This is a genomic window from Streptomyces sp. NPDC104381 (genome assembly GCF_055583745.1).
Genome location: NZ_JBVJNK010000002.1, coordinates 374,553 through 389,338, shown reverse-complemented (window position 1 = coordinate 389,338; position 14,786 = coordinate 374,553). Strand labels below are relative to the sequence as shown.

Here is a 14,786-nt window from a genome sequence, read left to right as displayed (position 1 = left end):
ATTCTCGTCCACCGCCGCGAACCGCCCACCGGCGGGCGAGGCGCATGTGTCCTCGTCCGCAGCGTCAGGCCACGTCAAGAACGGCCTTTCCGTGCACCTTCCGCGCGAACAGCGCCTGGACGGCGTCGTCCACGCCCTGCCAGTCGCCTCGCAGTCCGACCGGCGCCGAGAGCCTCCCGGTGGCCATGAGGCCCAGCAGGTCCGTCAGCTCCCCGCCGGTCGGCGTCATGTCGCCGTAGGTGGCGATGCTGCGGGGTTCGCCGAAGCCGAACAATGTCCCTGACGGGAAGGTGGTTTCCTGCCCCGAGGAGTAGCCGACGAGGTGGATGGTGCCGCCCTCGGCGAGCGAACTCCACGCCTGGGGCACCAGTGGCCCGCCGACCGTGTCCAGGACGAGGTCGAACCGTTCCCCGGTCTCGGCCAGGCCGGTCAGGACCTTGTCGGCCCCGAGTTCGCGGAGCCCGGCGGCCCGCTCCGGCGAACCGACGAGTGCCGTCACCCGGGCGCCCGCCAGCGCCGCCAACTGGACGGCGAAGTGCCCCACGCCCCCGCTGGCGCCGGTGACCAGAACGTTGCGCGCCAGCAGGGAACGGGTGCGCAGCACTCGGAGAGGGGTGACTCCGGCGATCCCCAGCGCCGCGGCGTCGACCAGATCGACACCCTCGGGGACGGTGCCGAGCGAGGCGGGGCTGACTGCCACCCGCTCCGCCCACGCGTGGGGAGCCATCCCCACGGCGACGCGCGTGCCTTCGGGCGGCCCCGAGCCGTCGGACGCGGCGCGCACCACGATGCCCGCCGCGTCGTGACCGTGCACGGCGCCGGCCGGCCACTGGTGCACGTAATTCAGCTCTCCGAAGTTGAGACCGATGTGCCGTATCTCCACCAACGCCTCACCGGTGGACGGTACGGGCTCATCGACATCGGCGAACCGGACGGGGCCGGCTTCACTGTGATCGACCACAAGGGCGCGCATAAGGGGTGTTTCCTTCTCTCGTGTGTGCGCCTGAACACTCGGCGCGGCAACAGATCGAGTGCGCACACGCCGCACTGCCGTCTTCTTGGAACCCTTTCGCAGGACCGGGACGGCGACCAGACCCACGAGAATCAATCAGTTGACGATCTGTCTCAGTGCGACTCACGACGCGTCGAGCCCCGCCCCGTCCGGTGGATGACGCCGTGACGGCCACCGAGACGCCCGGCAACGTGATGATCTTGAGGCGCCAGTGCTTGCGTCGGGCGGCGGAGTCGCGCCGGGCAACGTGCCGGACGACCGCGTCGGCGCCGGGGCGGGCATTCCGCCAGGGAGGGGACGGAGGTGTGACAGGAGCGGGCCAGGAGCGTCCTGCCCCAGCGCGGCAGAACCTCCGCGATCTGCCAACTCGTCCTTCCAGGCGCCGCCCCCGGTTACCACGGCAAGACAGCCACCCGCCCGGTCACTGAAGCCGGAGGATCCTGGAACCGGTACCAGCAACTCGACAGCTGCTCGTGGCCCGGTAACCCCCGAGCGCGCCGCAGTATCGCCCCCTCCGCGTGGTCGCACTCCCGGTCATGTCGTGTTTCTGACGTCGTGTCGTGACATCGGGCATACCGCGCGTCGAGGAGGACGGCGGTGGACACACCCGCCCCCTCCAGCCCCGAACGGCCCCTCGGCCTTTGGCGCCAAGCCCCTTCGCGGCCCTTCGCCGCTCCGGCCCGTCACCGGTCCCGCACCGCCGACACCCGGCCCGGAGGTCGCCGTGCACCACGCGCCACGGCTGAATCTATTCGGTACCCGGACAAACATGGGGCGGTCGCGATCATCGTATCGAGCTAATGTCAGCGACTTCCCTTGGTCCAGCGGCCGGAGCCGCGATTAGTGTTCCCCTGGATCTGGACGGTTTCTCGTCCATTGATCACTTATCACTCCTTTCGCCCGACGGCGTCCGCATACGTGCGCCACCGACTGACCAAGGAGAGCGTGCCGATGACTGTCGACTCGAACCCGGACGTGTCGAACCCGGACGTGCGACTGGAGCTGCCCCGGCAGTCCAGTCTGGGCACGGCGGCTGCCCGTAACCTCGCCAACACCACCAAGTCCGCGCCGCAGATGCAGGAGATCTCCTCCCGCTGGCTGCTGCGCATGCTCCCTTGGGTGGAGACCAAGGGCGGGGCGTACCGGGTGAACCGTCGCCTGAGCTACACCGTCGGCGACGGAACCGTGGAATTCGTCCAGGACGGTGCGAACGTCCGCGTCATCCCCCGTGAACTCGGCGAACTGGCCCTGCTCCGGGGCTTCGACGACGTGGAGGTCCTGAGCGCCATCGCCGACCGGTGCGTACAGCACGAGTTCCGCGCCGGCGAGACACTGGTCGAGCGCGGGGCACCCGCGGACAAGCTGTATCTGATCGCCCACGGCCGCATCGGCCAGACCTCCGTCGGAAGTTACGGCGACGAGGTCGTCCTGGACGTACTGGCCGACGGCGACCGGTTCGGGGAGAACGCGCTGCTGGACGAGGACGCCCGCTGGGAGAACACCGTCACGGCCGAGACGTCGGGCACCCTGCTCACCCTGTCCCGCGCGGACTTCGCGGCCGTGGCGTCCACGGCATCGAGCCTCCGGGCCCACCTCGACGCGTTCGCGTCACTCTCGCACCGGCGGCAGAACCATCGTGGTGAGGCCGAGATCGCGATGTCGGCCGGCCACGTCGGCGAGCAGGAACTGCCCGGCGCGTTCGTCGACTACGAGCTGAGGCCGAGGGAGTACGAGCTCTCGGTCGCGCAGACCATCCTGCGGATCCACACGAGGGTCGCCGACCTCTACAACGGGCCGATGAACCAGACGGAGGAACAGCTCAGGCTCACCATCGAGGCGCTGCGGGAGCGCCAGGAGCACGAGCTGATCAACAACAGGGAGTTCGGCCTGCTCCACAACGCCGACTTCAAGCAGCGCATCCAGACGCACTCGGGGCCGCCGACCCCGGACGACATGGACGAACTCCTCTGCCGACGGCGCGGCACCAAGTTCTTCCTCGCTCACCCCCGGACCATCGCGGCGATCGGGCGCGAGTTCAACGCGCGGGGGATCTATCCCGACCACACCGACCTCGGCGGACAGCAGGTCCCTGCCTGGCGCGGGGTTCCGATCCTCCCCTGCAACAAGATCCCCGTCACCAAGGAGAAGACGAGCTCGATCCTCGCCATGCGTACCGGCGAGGAGAACCAGGGCGTCATCGGTCTGCACCAGACCGGGCTGCCGGACGAGTACGAACCGGGCCTGTCGGTCCGGTTCATGGGCCTCGACGAGAAGGCGATCACGTCCTATCTCGTCACCACCTACTACTCGGCCGCGATCCTCGTGCCGGACGCGGTCGGCGTGATGGAGAACGTGCAGATCGCCCGCTGGCCCCGGTAACGGACCCCCGCCCGAAAGGCCCGGGACCGAGACCTCCGGGCACGGTCGCACCGGCCCCGGAAGGCTTCGGGAAACCGCGCATACCCACCAAGGAGCCATGGATGCCCGCACCTGAGCTGCCACCACCACAGTCGAGCCTGCCGGAGGCCGCTTCCCGATCCGGGGCGCACCTGCTCGGCTCCGCCGTCGCGCACACCATCGACGTCAGGGGCATGACCGGCGGCCTGCCCGGCGTGCCCTCTCCGCCCGTCCCGCCCGTGACCTCCGCATCCGCCCTCGCCGCCCGTCCCGTCCCGGCTCCCCCGGCAGCCGAGGCGGTGGCAGCGGGCGCCGGCCTGGAACGGATCCTGCGTGGCCCCAGCGGTCTGGGCACGGCGGGCCTGCGCCTGTTCCCGCGGGACGAGCAGCAGACCCCGCCCTCCCCGCCGGCGGCCACAGCGGAGGGGACGCCGGTCCCGGGCCTCTACCACCACCCCGTGCCCGAACCCGACCCGGTGCGGGTCGAGGAGGTCAGCCGAAGGATCAAGGCCTGGGCGCTGGACGAGGTCTCGCTGTATCCCGATGACTGGGAGGAGCAGTTCGACGGCTTCTCCGTGGGCCGCTACATGGTCGGCTGTCATCCAGACGCGCCCACCGTCGACCACCTCATGCTCGCCACGCGCCTGATGGTGGCCGAGAACGCGGTGGACGACTGCTACTGCGAGGACCACGGGGGTTCGCCCGTGGGCCTCGGCGAAAGGCTTCTGCTGGCGCACACGGCACTGGACCCGCTGTACACGACGAAGGAGTACCAGCCGCAGTGGGCGAAGTCGCTCCACGCGGACGCGCCCCGGCGTGCCTACCGCTCCGCCATGGAGTACTTCGTACGGGCGGCCAGCGCCTCCCAGGCGGACCGGTTCCGGCACGACATGGCCCGGCTGCACATGGGCTACCTCGCCGAAGCGGCCTGGGCCCAGCTGGATCACGTCCCCGAGGTGTGGGAGTACCTGGCGATGCGCCAGTTCAACAACTTCCGCCCCTGCCCGACCATCACCGACACCGTCGGCGGCTACGAACTGCCCGCGGACCTGCACGCCCAGCCCGGCCTGCAGAAGGTCATCGCGCTCGCGGGGAACGCGACGACCATCGTGAACGACCTCTACTCCTACACGAAGGAACTCGACGCTCCCGGCCATCACCTGAACCTTCCGGTGGTGATCGCCGAACGGGAGGGCCTCTCCGACCGGGACGCCTACCTGAAGTCGGTCGAGGTCCACAACGACCTCATGCACGACTTCGAGAGCGAGGCCGCGGCTCTGGCCGAGGCCTGTCCGGCGCCCGCCGTGCACCGCTTCCTCCGGGGAGTGGCCGCCTGGGTCGACGGCAACCACAACTGGCACCAGAACAACACCTATCGCTACAGCCTGCCCGATTTCTGGTAAAGAACGGACTCATCTGTGACCCACACCGAACTCGCCCCCGCCGCCACCGACACCTCGGGCTCTGTGCGGATCCCCAGCCCGGCGTCCCCCTACCAAGGGGACATCGCCCGCTACTGGGACGGTGAGGCCAGGCCTGTGAACCTGCGGCTCGGCGATGTCGACGGGCTCTACCACCACCACTACGGCATCGGCGACGTGGACCACGCCGCTCTCGGCGACGCCGAGGACAGCGAGAGCGAGAAGAAGCTGATCGCCGAGCTGCACCGGCTGGAGTCGGCGCAGGCCGAGTACCTTCTGGGGCACCTCGGTGACATCGGCGGGGACGACACCCTGGTCGACGCCGGCTGCGGGCGCGGCGGCTCGATGGTTATGGCTCACCAGCGCTTCGGGTGCAAGGTCGAAGGCGTCACGCTCTCGGCCAAGCAGGCGGACTTCGCCAACGGCCGTGCCGTCGAGCTCGGCATCCAGGACCATGTCCGCGCCCGGGTCTGCAACATGCTCTCCACGCCGTTCGAGACCGGCTCGGTCGCGGCCTCGTGGAACAACGAGTCGAGCATGTACGTCGACCTGCACGACCTCTTCGCCGAGCACTCCCGTGTCCTCGAGGTCGGCGGTCGCTACGTGACCATCACCGGCTGCTGGAACCCGCGCTACGGCCAGCCCTCGAAGTGGGTGTCCCAGATCAACGCCCACTTCGAGTGCAACATCCACTCGCGCCGTGAGTACCTGCGTGCCATGGCCGACAACCGTCTCGTGCCGCAGGCCGTCGTCGACCTCACCCCCGACACACTGCCCTACTGGGAGCTGCGGGCCACGTCCTCGCTGGTCACGGGAATCGAGGAGGCGTTCATCAACTCGTACAAGGACGGGTCCTTCCAGTACGTCCTCATCGCGGCGGACCGCATCTGACCTCGGACTGACGGTGAGGGCCCGACCTGGCGGAGCCCTCACCGTCAGCTGCGCCCCGGCCTTCGCCACCTCCTCGATCACGGCGTTCAGCTCGGCGACCCGCTGGTGAAAGGCCGGCGCCGGAGGCCTGCGAGGCAATCGGCGGGACGCCGCCGGCAGCGGCCGGGGCGCGGGCGCGTGCCCCCTGCCGCTGCCGGCGGACGGCGGGCATGTCCTGCACTCGGGCAGCCCGGCAGTTGAAGATCGTCCACGACGGACCGGCCCCTCATCACCGCGCGTAGATGCCGGCGAACCCTACCCGGCCTCTTCAGGCCCCCGGCGCTCGAGCTGGCATCGTGGGAGAGCCGAGACTGGTCAGATCCACCCCGGCGGTGTGACATCTCGTGACAGATGAGAGGGTTTTCCGGGTGACCGAGACACCACCGAACACCATGCAATACCGCTTTGACGGGCCAGAAGACGCTCCGGTCCTGGTGATCGGGCCGTCACTGGGTACCACCTGGCACATGTGGGACCGCCAGATACCCGAGCTCTCCAAGCACTGGCGGATCTTCCGCTACGACCTGCCCGGGCACGGCGGAGCCCCCGCGCATCCCGCCGTCGCGGTCGCCGACCTCGCCGACCGCCTCCTCGCCACCCTGGACAGCGTCGGCGTCCAGCGCTTCGGATACGCGGGCTGCTCCATCGGCGGCGCCGTCGGTGCCGAGCTCGCTCTGCGCCATCCCCACCGGGTCGCCGCCCTGGCGCTCGTCGCCGCGTCGCCCCGGTTCGGCACCGCCGACGAGTTCCGGCAGCGCGGGGTGATCGTCCGCAGCAACGGCCTGGAGCCGATCGCCCGGTCGTCCCCGGAGCGCTGGTTCACCCCCGGGTTCGCCGCCGCCCAGCCCGCCATCGTCGAGTGGGCCGTACAAATGGTCCGCACCACCGACCCCGGCTGCTACATCGCCGCCTGCGAGGCCCTGGCCGCCTTCGACATCCGTACGGAACTTCCCCGCATCGGTGTCCCGACCCTCGTCCTGGTCGGGGCCGAGGACAAGGTCACCGGCCCCGCCGAGGCCCGGACCCTGGTCGCCGGCATCCCGGACGCCCGGCTCGCGCTCGTACCCGGTGCTTCGCACCTCGCCCCGGTCGAGCAGCCGGCCGCCGTCACCGACCTGCTGCTGATGCACTTCTCGACCGCCTGGCAGGACACCCTGGCGTCGATCCCCGTGCCGCCGAACCCGGGCTTCGCCGCCCCGTTCGCCCCTGTCGTCCCCGTCGCGGAGATCACCGCCTCGGTCGACCTGCCCGACGCCTCCCCGGCGGGGCGCGCCGACCGCTACGAGCGGGGGATGAAGGTCCGGCGCGAGGTGCTGGGCGATGCCCACGTGGACGCGGCGACGGCGGCCTCCGACGGCTTCACCGAGGACTTCCAGGACCTCCTCACCCGCTACGCCTGGGGGGAGATCTGGAGCCGGGAGGGCCTCGACCGCAGGTCCCGCAGCTGTGTCTCCCTCACCGCGGTCGTCGCGTCCGGGCACCTGGGCGGTCTCGCGCAGCACGTCAGGGCGGCCCTGCGCAACGGGCTCACCCCCGTCGAGATCAAGGAGGTGCTGCTCCAGACCGCCGTCTACTGCGGCATCCCGGCGGCAGGTGCGGCATTCGAGATCGCGCAGTCCGTGATCCAGGAGGAAACGACCCCGCCCGCGTAGCAGGATGGGGACATGAACGATTCGTCTCTCACTCTGACCAAGAAGATCCACTCCTGCGTCCGCCTGGAGCGGAACGGGCAGACGCTCGTCATCGACCCGGGCGGGTTCGCCGAGGACGACGCCGCGGTCGGTGCCGACGCGATCCTGGTGACGCACGAACACCCGGACCACTTCAACGAGGCACGGCTGCGCGCGGCGTTGGACGCCAACCCCGCCGCGCGCGTGTGGACCCTGCGCAGCGTGGCCGAGCAGCTGTCCGCCGCCTTCCCGGGGCGGGTGCACACGGTCGGCCACGGCGACACGTTCACCGCGGCGGGACTCGACGTACAGGTGCACGGCGAACTGCACGCGGTGATCCACCCGGACATCCCGAGGATCACCAACATCGGATTCCTCGTGGACGGTTCGGTCTTCCACCCCGGCGACGCCTTCACGGTGCCCGACCACCCGGTGGACACCCTGATGCTGCCGGTCATGGCCCCCTGGAACAAGATCTCGGAGGTCATCGACTACGTACGCGAGGTCAAGCCGCGCCGGGCGATCGACATCCACGACGCCCTGCTGACCGACCTCGCGCGCCCGGTCTACGACACCCAGATCGGCTCCCTGGGCGGGACGGACCACGGCCGGCTGACCCCGGGTGACGCGACCCGCCTCTGACCCCGCTGTCAGTGGGAGCGGTTAGGTTGACTGCATGCGCATCGCCACGTGGAACGTCAACTCGATCACCGCCCGGCTCCCGAGGCTGCTGGCCTGGCTGGAGAGCAGCGGCACCGATGTGCTGTGCCTCCAGGAGACCAAGTGCACGCTGGAGCAGTTCCCCGCCGAAGCCCTGCGCGAGGCGGGCTACGAGTCCGCGGTCAACGCCACGGGCCGGTGGAACGGCGTGGCGCTGCTCTCCCGCGTCGGCCTCACGGACGTCGTGACGGGTCTGCCCGACGGCCCGGAGTACGAGGGTGTGCAGGAGCCGAGGGCGGTCTCGGCGACCTGTGGCGCCGCCCGCGTCTGGTCCGTCTACGTCCCGAACGGCCGTGAGGTCGCCCACGACCACTACGCCTACAAGCTGCGCTGGCTGGAGGCCCTGCGGAAGGCCGTCGCCGCGGACGCGGCGGGGACGCTGCCGTTCGCGGTCCTCGGCGACTTCAACATCGCTCCGACCGACGAGGACGTCTGGGACCCGGCGCTCTTCGAGGGCGCCACCCATGTCACCCCGGCGGAGCGGGCGGCGCTCGCCGCGCTGCGCGAGGAAGGGCTCTCCGACGTGGTGCCGCGCCCCCTGAAGTACGACCGCCCGTACACCTACTGGGACTACCGCCAGCTCGGCTTCCCGAAGAACAAGGGCATGCGCATCGACCTCGTCTACGGCAACGCCCCCTTCGCGACGGCGGTCACGGACAGCTATGTCGACCGCGAGGAGCGCAAGGGCAAGGGAGCCTCCGACCACGCCCCGGTGGTGGTGGACCTGGACGTCTGACGGCCTGCTCCGCCGCGACCCGCCACTGTCAACTTCGGGTTGACGCCCCCGAGGTGTCAACCTAAGGTTGCCTCATGACGAAGCCGCTGCACGCCAATCCGCCCATCCGTCTCGACGACCTGATCGACGCGATCAAGAACACCCACTCCGACGCGCTGGAGCAGCTCTCCGGCGCGGTGGTCGCGGCGGACCACCTGGGTGAGATCGCCGACCACCTCATCGGCCACTTCGTGGACCAGGCGCGCCGGTCGGGCGCGTCATGGACGGACATCGGCCGGAGCATGGGAGTCACCCGGCAGGCCGCGCAGAAGAGGTTCGTGCCCAAGAAGCCCGGTGAGTCCTCCGACCTGGACCCGAGTCAGGGCTTCGGACGGTTCGACGAGCAGGCGAGGAACGTCGTCATGGGCGCGCACAACGAGGCCCACGCCGCCCGCAACGACGAGATCGGGGTGGGACACCTGCTCCTCGGTGTCCTGGCCGAGCCGGACTCTCCCGGCGCCCAGGCCATCGCCGGACAGGGAGTCGCCCCGGAGGCGGTCCGGGAGGCGGCGGTCCTCGCCCTGCCCGCCGCGGTCGACGAGGTCCCCGAGCTGATCCCGTACGACGCGGCGGCCCGCAAGGTCCTGGAGCTCACCTTCCGGGAGGCGCTGCGCCTCGGCCACGACGCCGTCGGCACCGGGCACATCGTGCTGGCCCTGCTGGAGTTCGAGGGCGGCGCCGGCGTGCTCACCGGCCTGGGTATCGACAAGGACGTGGCGTCGTCCGACATCGCCGCGGCGGTCGCCGCGGCGACGGGGGAGGCGGACCCGGACATCGAAGGCTGAGACCGCCCCGCCCCGCCCCGACGGGCGGTCCTCAGTGCACCGAGAAGCCGCCGTCGACGAACAGCGACTGCCCGGTCACATAGGAGGACGCGCCGCTCGCCAGGAACACCGCGGCGCCCGCGAAGTCCTCGGCCAGCCCGTTGCGTCCGACCATCGTGCGGGTGGCCAGCGCGGCCACCCGCTCGGGGTCCGACGACAGGCGCTCGTTGAGCGGCGTCATCACGAATCCGGGCACCAGCGTGTTGCAGGTGACCCCGTACGGCGACCAGGCCTCGGCCTGCGAGCGGGCCAGGGACTCCAGCGCGCCCTTGGAGACGCCGTACGCACCGCTCTGCACGAACGCCCGGTGCGCCTGCTGGGAGGTGATGTGGATGATCCGGCCGAACCCGCGTTCCGCCATGCCGGGACCGAACCTGCGGCCCAGCAGGAAGGGGGCCTTGAGGTTCACCGTCATCGTGGTGTCCCAGACGTCCTCGTCGAGCTCGCCCATCGGCGGCCGCAGGTTGATGCCCGCGCAATTGACGAGGATGTCGGGCTCACCGAACGCGGCCGCCGCCTCGTCGCCCGCCGTACGCACGCCGTCGGCGGTCCCGAGATCGGCGCTCACCCAGGCCGCCCGGCAGCCCTCGCCGTCGAGTTCGGCGACGGTCCGTACCAGCTCCGCCTCCCTGCGCGCCACGACCACCACGCTCGCGCCGGCCTGCGCCAGCGCCCCCGCGATGCTCCGGCCGATGCCGGAGCTGCCGCCGGTCACCACGGCGATCCGGCCTTCCAGCGAGAAGAGTTCGGAGAGATAGTTCTGCGACGTCATGCTCGTACCCTAAAGAGGTGGCCGGATCATGTACGGGGCGGGTCCCGGAACCGGCACAGTCGCGCGCCCTGCGGTGCGGAACGTCCCAGGGGTGGGATCCTGGTGGCATGAACATCCCTTTTCTGGACAACTGGCGTAAGCGTCAGGGCGGGACGCGGGCGGCGGCGCTCGCGGCCGCCGTCGAGACCGACCCGGACGGCGTGGCCGAGCTGTTCGCGGAATGCGAGTTGCTGCGCTCCCGGGCGGCGCAGTGCGGCCTCGAACTCGACGACACCCCCGCCTCGTTGTCCGCGCTCGACCAACTGCCGCCCATCTGGCGGGACGACCCGGAGGAGCTGCCCTGGGTGGGCAACGACGCGGGCCTCTACCTCGGCACCGTGCTGGTGCGCACCGTCCCCGGCGCCGCCTGGGCCATCCTGGCGGGCGGGAAGCCGGTGGTGCGCCTGGGCTCCGGACGCGAGATCGACGTGGTCACCGCCGGACTCGACTGGGCGATGTCGGGCAGCCCCGAGCTCTCCGAGATGTATGCGGAATCGGCGGAGAGCGGACCCGAGGCCAAAACGCGATAAACAGCCTTATGCGCCGCCGGTGCGTGTCGGCCCCGGAGCGCGTGCGCACCCCGGATAGTTTGCGCTGACCTCGACACAAGCGATAAGTGGGTAGGGCAGCGTATGGCCGTCGATCCGTTGATCGAGCTGCGGGACGTCAACAAGCACTTCGGGACGTTGCACGTACTGCAGAACATCAATCTCACCGTCGGCCGCGGGGAGGTGGTGGTGGTCATCGGCCCCTCCGGATCGGGCAAATCAACGCTCTGCCGGACCATCAACCGGCTCGAGACGATCGAGTCGGGCCACATCGCGATCGACGGGAAACCGCTCCCCGCGGAGGGGAAGGGACTCGCGGAGCTTCGCGCCGAAGTGGGCATGGTCTTCCAGTCGTTCAACCTCTTCGCCCACAAGACCGTGCTCGCGAACGTCTCGCTCGCCCAGCTCAAGGTCCGCAAGCGCAAGAAGGACGAGGCCGACCAGCGCTCCCGGGAACTCCTGGAGCGGGTCGGGCTGGCCTCGCAGGCGGACAAGTTCCCCGCGCAGCTCTCCGGCGGCCAGCAGCAGCGCGTCGCCATCGCCCGCGCCCTCGCCATGGACCCCAAGGCGCTCCTCTTCGACGAGCCCACCTCCGCGCTGGACCCCGAGATGATCAACGAGGTCCTGGAGGTCATGCAGCAGCTCGCCCGCGAGGGCATGACCATGGTGGTCGTCACGCACGAGATGGGCTTCGCCCGGTCGGCGGCCAACCGCGTGGTCTTCATGTCCGAGGGATGCATCATCGAGGACCGCACTCCGGAGGACTTCTTCACGTCGCCGGAGAGCGACCGCGCCAAGGACTTCCTGTCCAAGATCCTCAAGCACTGACAGGAGGCACCGTGTTGCGTACGAGGAACATCGCGGCCGTGCTGGTCTGCCTCCTGGTGGCCGCGCTCTGCGCCGGCTGCGGCAGGGAGGGCAGCCCGCCGGTCAAGGGGCCCAGGGCCGACCAGCTGCCCCGGTACAAGGTCGACACCGGATTCCAGCTGCCGGAGTCGAAGACCTGGAAGAAGGCCAAGAAGCGCGGCTATCTCGTCGTCGGCGCCAAGGAGGACCAGCCCTACCTCGGCGAGAAGGACCCGGCCACCGGGATCTACTCCGGCTTCGACATCGAGATCGCCCGCATGATGGCGGCCTCACTCGGCTTCCAGCCGGACACGATCCGCTTCCGGACCATCGCCTCCGCCAACCGTGAGACGGCACTCCAGAACGGGCAGATCGACTATTACGTCGGCACCTACACCATCAACGACATGCGCAAGAAGCTCGTCGGCTTCGCCGGGCCCTACTACATGGCGGGCCAGGGGCTGCTGGTGCGCACCGACGAGAACGACATCCACGGTCCGCAGGACCTCGCGGGGAAGACCGTCTGCTCGGCCGCCGGATCCACGCCGTACCAGCGCATCGCCGCCGACTTCCCCAAGGCGGATCTCGTCGCGTACGACACCTACTCGATCTGCGTCGACAACCTGCTGACCTTCCAGGTCGACGCCGTCACCACCGACGACGCCATCCTGCTGGGCTTCGCGGCCAAGGCGCCCGACGAGATGAAGGTGGTCGGCAAGCCCTTCTCCGAGGAGCCGTACGGCATCGGCGTCCCGCGCAGCGACAACGCGCTGCGGGCCGCGCTCAACGACGCACTGGAGGCCAACGAGAAGAACGGCAACTGGAAGAAGGCGTTCGAGGCGACTCTGGGTCTGTCCGGGGTGCCGGCGCCGAAACCCCCGCCCATCGACCGCTACCCGACGAACTGAGGGGCGGGCCACCGTCATGGACGTACTGACAGAGAACTGGTCGCTCTACGGCAAGGGCTTCCTCGGCACCGTCGAACTCACCGTGTACGCCTCGATCCTGGCGCTGGTGCTCGGCTTCGTCATGGCGTCGTTCCGGGTCGCGCCGGTCGCCGCGCTCCGGGCGATCGGCACCGTCTGGGTCGCGGTGCTCCGCAACACCCCGCTGACGCTGCTGTTCTTCGCCGTGCTGCTCGGACTTCCGCGCTTCGGCCTGGTGCTGCCCTTCCAGGTCTTCGCGGTGCTGGCACTGGGCTGCTACACCTCGGCCTTCATCTGTGAGGCGCTGCGCTCCGGCATCAACACCGTGCCGACGGGGCAGGGCGAGGCCGCCCGGAGCCTCGGGATGTCCTTCGGCCAGACCCTGGGCAGCATCGTGCTGCCCCAGGCCTTCCGGTCGGTGATCCCGCCGGTGGGCTCGACGCTCATCGCCCTGGCCAAGAACTCCGCGATCGCCGGCGCCTTCAGCGTCACCGAGCTGCTGGGCACCTACAAGACCCTCAACGAACTCGGATACAGCATCATCTGGTCCTTCGTCTGGATCGCCGTCGGATACCTGATCATCACCCTCGCCATCAGCGCGGTCTTCAACGTGTTGGAGAAGCGCTGGGGAGTCGCCCGATGACCCACTCCACCCCCACCGCGCTCTACGACATCCCGGGGCCCGCCACCCGTAAGCGGCACTTCCTCTACGGGGTCCTGGCCACGGCCGTGATCCTCGCGCTGTTCGGCTGGGTCCTCTATCTGCTCTTCGACACGGACCAGTTCACCAGCCAGAAGTGGACGCCCTTCACGTACAAGGGAATCCAGGAGCTGCTGCTGCGCGGGCTCGGCAACACGCTCAAGGCCTTCGCCTACGCCGCCGTCCTCTCCCTCGCGCTCGGAGCGGTCCTCGCCGTCGGACGGCTCTCCGACCACAGACCGGTGCGCTGGATCGCCACGCTGCTGGTCGAGTTCTTCCGGGCCATGCCCGTGCTGGTGATGATCTTCTTCATCTTCGTGGCGCTCAAGGTCCAGCCGCTGCCCGCGCTGGTGGCCGGGCTGACCCTCTACAACGGGTCCGTGCTCGCGGAGGTCTTCCGTACGGGGATCAAGTCCGTGGAACGCGGGCAGCGGGAGGCGGCGTTCGCCCTGGGCATGCGCAAGACGCAGGTCACCACCCATGTCCTGGCCCCGCAGGCCGTCCGCGCGATGCTGCCCACCATCATCAGCCAGCTGGTGGTGGCGCTCAAGGACACCTCGCTGGGCTACCTGATCACCTACGAGGAGTTCCTGCACGCGGGCAAGCTGATCGCGTCCAACCTGGACTACGACCTGCCCTTCATCCCGGTGGTGATGGTCATCTCGCCCATCTACATCGGGATGTGCATGTTGCTCTCCTGGTCCGCCACCTGGGTGGCCAGACGGCAGCGGCGCAACCCGAAGACGGAGGGAACGGGCGTCGCCGCCGCCGAACCGGGAACGGTGCTGCCCGGCCGCCTGTAGGCATCGGCGAGTCCGCCCGGCAGCAGCCGGTGATCACTCCTCGCACAGCGGGACCGGGACGAGATCCGTCTCCGGGCCCGGCGGGGCAGAAGGTCAGCTGCGTGCCGGCCGGGTCGCCGCCGATGCGACGAGGTCCGGCGACGGTCACCGACCGAGAGGTGACCGGCCTGGACACCGTGGGCGTGGGGCACGGCCCCACGCCCACGGGGGAACGGCCGCCCCGGCCCAGGAGGGAGATCGTGGAACCTTCCCCGCGGGCATCAAGGTCTCCCGACCCTCGCGTCCGCGACTTTCCTGTGAAGATTGCGTAGATCACGAGACGGTTACTAGAGTCAGGCCTCGAACCTTCGCACGAACGATCGTCCACCCGGGACGGCAGCGAAGGAACCGCCGATTCCGTGAC

14 protein-coding genes are annotated in these 14,786 nt (G+C 69.8%); 12 read left to right on the top strand and 2 right to left on the bottom strand.

From position 1 onward, the window contains the following. Positions 1-64: 64 nt before the first annotated feature. Complete coding sequence (locus tag ACZ607_RS06735; protein WP_469732451.1) at positions 65-973, bottom strand: zinc-binding dehydrogenase; 909 nt, start codon at positions 971-973, stop codon at positions 65-67. A gap of 990 nt (positions 974-1,963) precedes the next feature. Here ACZ607_RS06735 and ACZ607_RS06730 point away from each other — a divergent pair. The 7 genes from ACZ607_RS06730 to ACZ607_RS06700 all read left to right on the top strand — a co-directional run bounded on the left by ACZ607_RS06730 (position 1,964) and on the right by ACZ607_RS06700 (position 9,710). Further along, positions 1,964-3,391, top strand: a complete 1,428-nt coding sequence (locus ACZ607_RS06730) for a family 2B encapsulin nanocompartment shell protein (RefSeq protein ID WP_469732449.1) — start codon at positions 1,964-1,966, stop codon at positions 3,389-3,391. 101 nt (positions 3,392-3,492) lie between these two features. Then, on the top strand, positions 3,493-4,812 hold the full coding sequence (locus ACZ607_RS06725) for a family 2 encapsulin nanocompartment cargo protein terpene cyclase (RefSeq protein WP_469732447.1): 1,320 nt from the start codon (positions 3,493-3,495) through the stop codon (positions 4,810-4,812). Between the two features lie 15 nt (positions 4,813-4,827). Continuing rightward, positions 4,828-5,721 (top strand): geranyl diphosphate 2-C-methyltransferase, encoded by an 894-nt coding sequence (locus tag ACZ607_RS06720; RefSeq protein WP_469732445.1) that lies wholly within the window; start codon positions 4,828-4,830, stop codon positions 5,719-5,721. A 431-nt stretch (positions 5,722-6,152) separates the two neighbouring features. After that, entirely contained in the window at positions 6,153-7,412 is a 1,260-nt protein-coding gene (gene pcaDC, locus ACZ607_RS06715) for a bifunctional 3-oxoadipate enol-lactonase/4-carboxymuconolactone decarboxylase PcaDC (protein ID WP_469732443.1), read from the top strand. Between the two features lie 12 nt (positions 7,413-7,424). Further along, positions 7,425-8,072: an MBL fold metallo-hydrolase gene (locus ACZ607_RS06710; protein WP_469732441.1), complete on the top strand. Its 648-nt coding sequence runs from the start codon at positions 7,425-7,427 to the stop codon at positions 8,070-8,072. Positions 8,073-8,106: 34 nt separating this feature from the next. Next, positions 8,107-8,886, top strand: coding sequence for an exodeoxyribonuclease III (locus tag ACZ607_RS06705; protein ID WP_469732439.1), 780 nt, complete (start codon positions 8,107-8,109; stop codon positions 8,884-8,886). Positions 8,887-8,960: 74 nt separating this feature from the next. Beyond that, on the top strand, positions 8,961-9,710 hold the full coding sequence (locus ACZ607_RS06700) for a Clp protease N-terminal domain-containing protein (RefSeq protein WP_469732437.1): 750 nt from the start codon (positions 8,961-8,963) through the stop codon (positions 9,708-9,710). Between the two features lie 31 nt (positions 9,711-9,741). Here the strand turns inward: ACZ607_RS06700 and ACZ607_RS06695 are convergent, their stop codons facing one another. After that, positions 9,742-10,521: an SDR family NAD(P)-dependent oxidoreductase gene (locus ACZ607_RS06695; RefSeq protein ID WP_469732435.1), complete on the bottom strand. Its 780-nt coding sequence runs from the start codon at positions 10,519-10,521 to the stop codon at positions 9,742-9,744. Between the two features lie 107 nt (positions 10,522-10,628). Here ACZ607_RS06695 and ACZ607_RS06690 point away from each other — a divergent pair, with 107 nt between their 5' ends. The 5 genes from ACZ607_RS06690 to ACZ607_RS06670 all read left to right on the top strand — a co-directional run bounded on the left by ACZ607_RS06690 (position 10,629) and on the right by ACZ607_RS06670 (position 14,383). Then, on the top strand, positions 10,629-11,090 hold the full coding sequence (locus ACZ607_RS06690) for a DUF6278 family protein (protein WP_469732433.1): 462 nt from the start codon (positions 10,629-10,631) through the stop codon (positions 11,088-11,090). Positions 11,091-11,192: 102 nt separating this feature from the next. Then, the gene (locus ACZ607_RS06685) at positions 11,193-11,936 is read left to right on the top strand and encodes an amino acid ABC transporter ATP-binding protein (RefSeq protein ID WP_469732431.1); all 744 of its coding nucleotides are present in this window, start codon (positions 11,193-11,195) and stop codon (positions 11,934-11,936) included. An 11-nt stretch (positions 11,937-11,947) separates the two neighbouring features. Then, a complete protein-coding gene (locus ACZ607_RS06680; RefSeq protein WP_469732430.1) occupies positions 11,948-12,862 on the top strand; it encodes a glutamate ABC transporter substrate-binding protein in 915 nt (304 codons plus the stop codon). Positions 12,863-12,878: 16 nt separating this feature from the next. Further along, positions 12,879-13,523 (top strand): amino acid ABC transporter permease, encoded by a 645-nt coding sequence (locus ACZ607_RS06675; RefSeq protein WP_469732428.1) that lies wholly within the window; start codon positions 12,879-12,881, stop codon positions 13,521-13,523. Then, the gene (locus tag ACZ607_RS06670) at positions 13,520-14,383 is read left to right on the top strand and encodes an amino acid ABC transporter permease (RefSeq protein ID WP_469732426.1); all 864 of its coding nucleotides are present in this window, start codon (positions 13,520-13,522) and stop codon (positions 14,381-14,383) included. The genes ACZ607_RS06675 and ACZ607_RS06670 overlap by 4 nt, the downstream gene beginning before the upstream one ends. Positions 14,384-14,786 lie beyond the last annotated feature (403 nt).

What these genes read in the sequence shown, in the direction of transcription:
- ACZ607_RS06735 (WP_469732451.1), bottom strand. Translation starts at nt 973, where the DNA reads ATGCGCGCCCTTGTGGTCGATCACAGTGAAGCCGGCCCCGTCCGGTTC.
- ACZ607_RS06730 (WP_469732449.1), top strand. Translation starts at nt 1,964, where the DNA reads ATGACTGTCGACTCGAACCCGGACGTGTCGAACCCGGACGTGCGACTG.
- ACZ607_RS06725 (WP_469732447.1), top strand. Translation starts at nt 3,493, where the DNA reads ATGCCCGCACCTGAGCTGCCACCACCACAGTCGAGCCTGCCGGAGGCC.
- pcaDC (WP_469732443.1), top strand. Translation starts at nt 6,153, where the DNA reads ATGCAATACCGCTTTGACGGGCCAGAAGACGCTCCGGTCCTGGTGATC.
- ACZ607_RS06710 (WP_469732441.1), top strand. Translation starts at nt 7,425, where the DNA reads ATGAACGATTCGTCTCTCACTCTGACCAAGAAGATCCACTCCTGCGTC.
- ACZ607_RS06705 (WP_469732439.1), top strand. Translation starts at nt 8,107, where the DNA reads ATGCGCATCGCCACGTGGAACGTCAACTCGATCACCGCCCGGCTCCCG.
- ACZ607_RS06700 (WP_469732437.1), top strand. Translation starts at nt 8,961, where the DNA reads ATGACGAAGCCGCTGCACGCCAATCCGCCCATCCGTCTCGACGACCTG.
- ACZ607_RS06695 (WP_469732435.1), bottom strand. Translation starts at nt 10,521, where the DNA reads ATGACGTCGCAGAACTATCTCTCCGAACTCTTCTCGCTGGAAGGCCGG.
- ACZ607_RS06690 (WP_469732433.1), top strand. Translation starts at nt 10,629, where the DNA reads ATGAACATCCCTTTTCTGGACAACTGGCGTAAGCGTCAGGGCGGGACG.
- ACZ607_RS06685 (WP_469732431.1), top strand. Translation starts at nt 11,193, where the DNA reads ATGGCCGTCGATCCGTTGATCGAGCTGCGGGACGTCAACAAGCACTTC.
- ACZ607_RS06675 (WP_469732428.1), top strand. Translation starts at nt 12,879, where the DNA reads ATGGACGTACTGACAGAGAACTGGTCGCTCTACGGCAAGGGCTTCCTC.
- ACZ607_RS06670 (WP_469732426.1), top strand. Translation starts at nt 13,520, where the DNA reads ATGACCCACTCCACCCCCACCGCGCTCTACGACATCCCGGGGCCCGCC.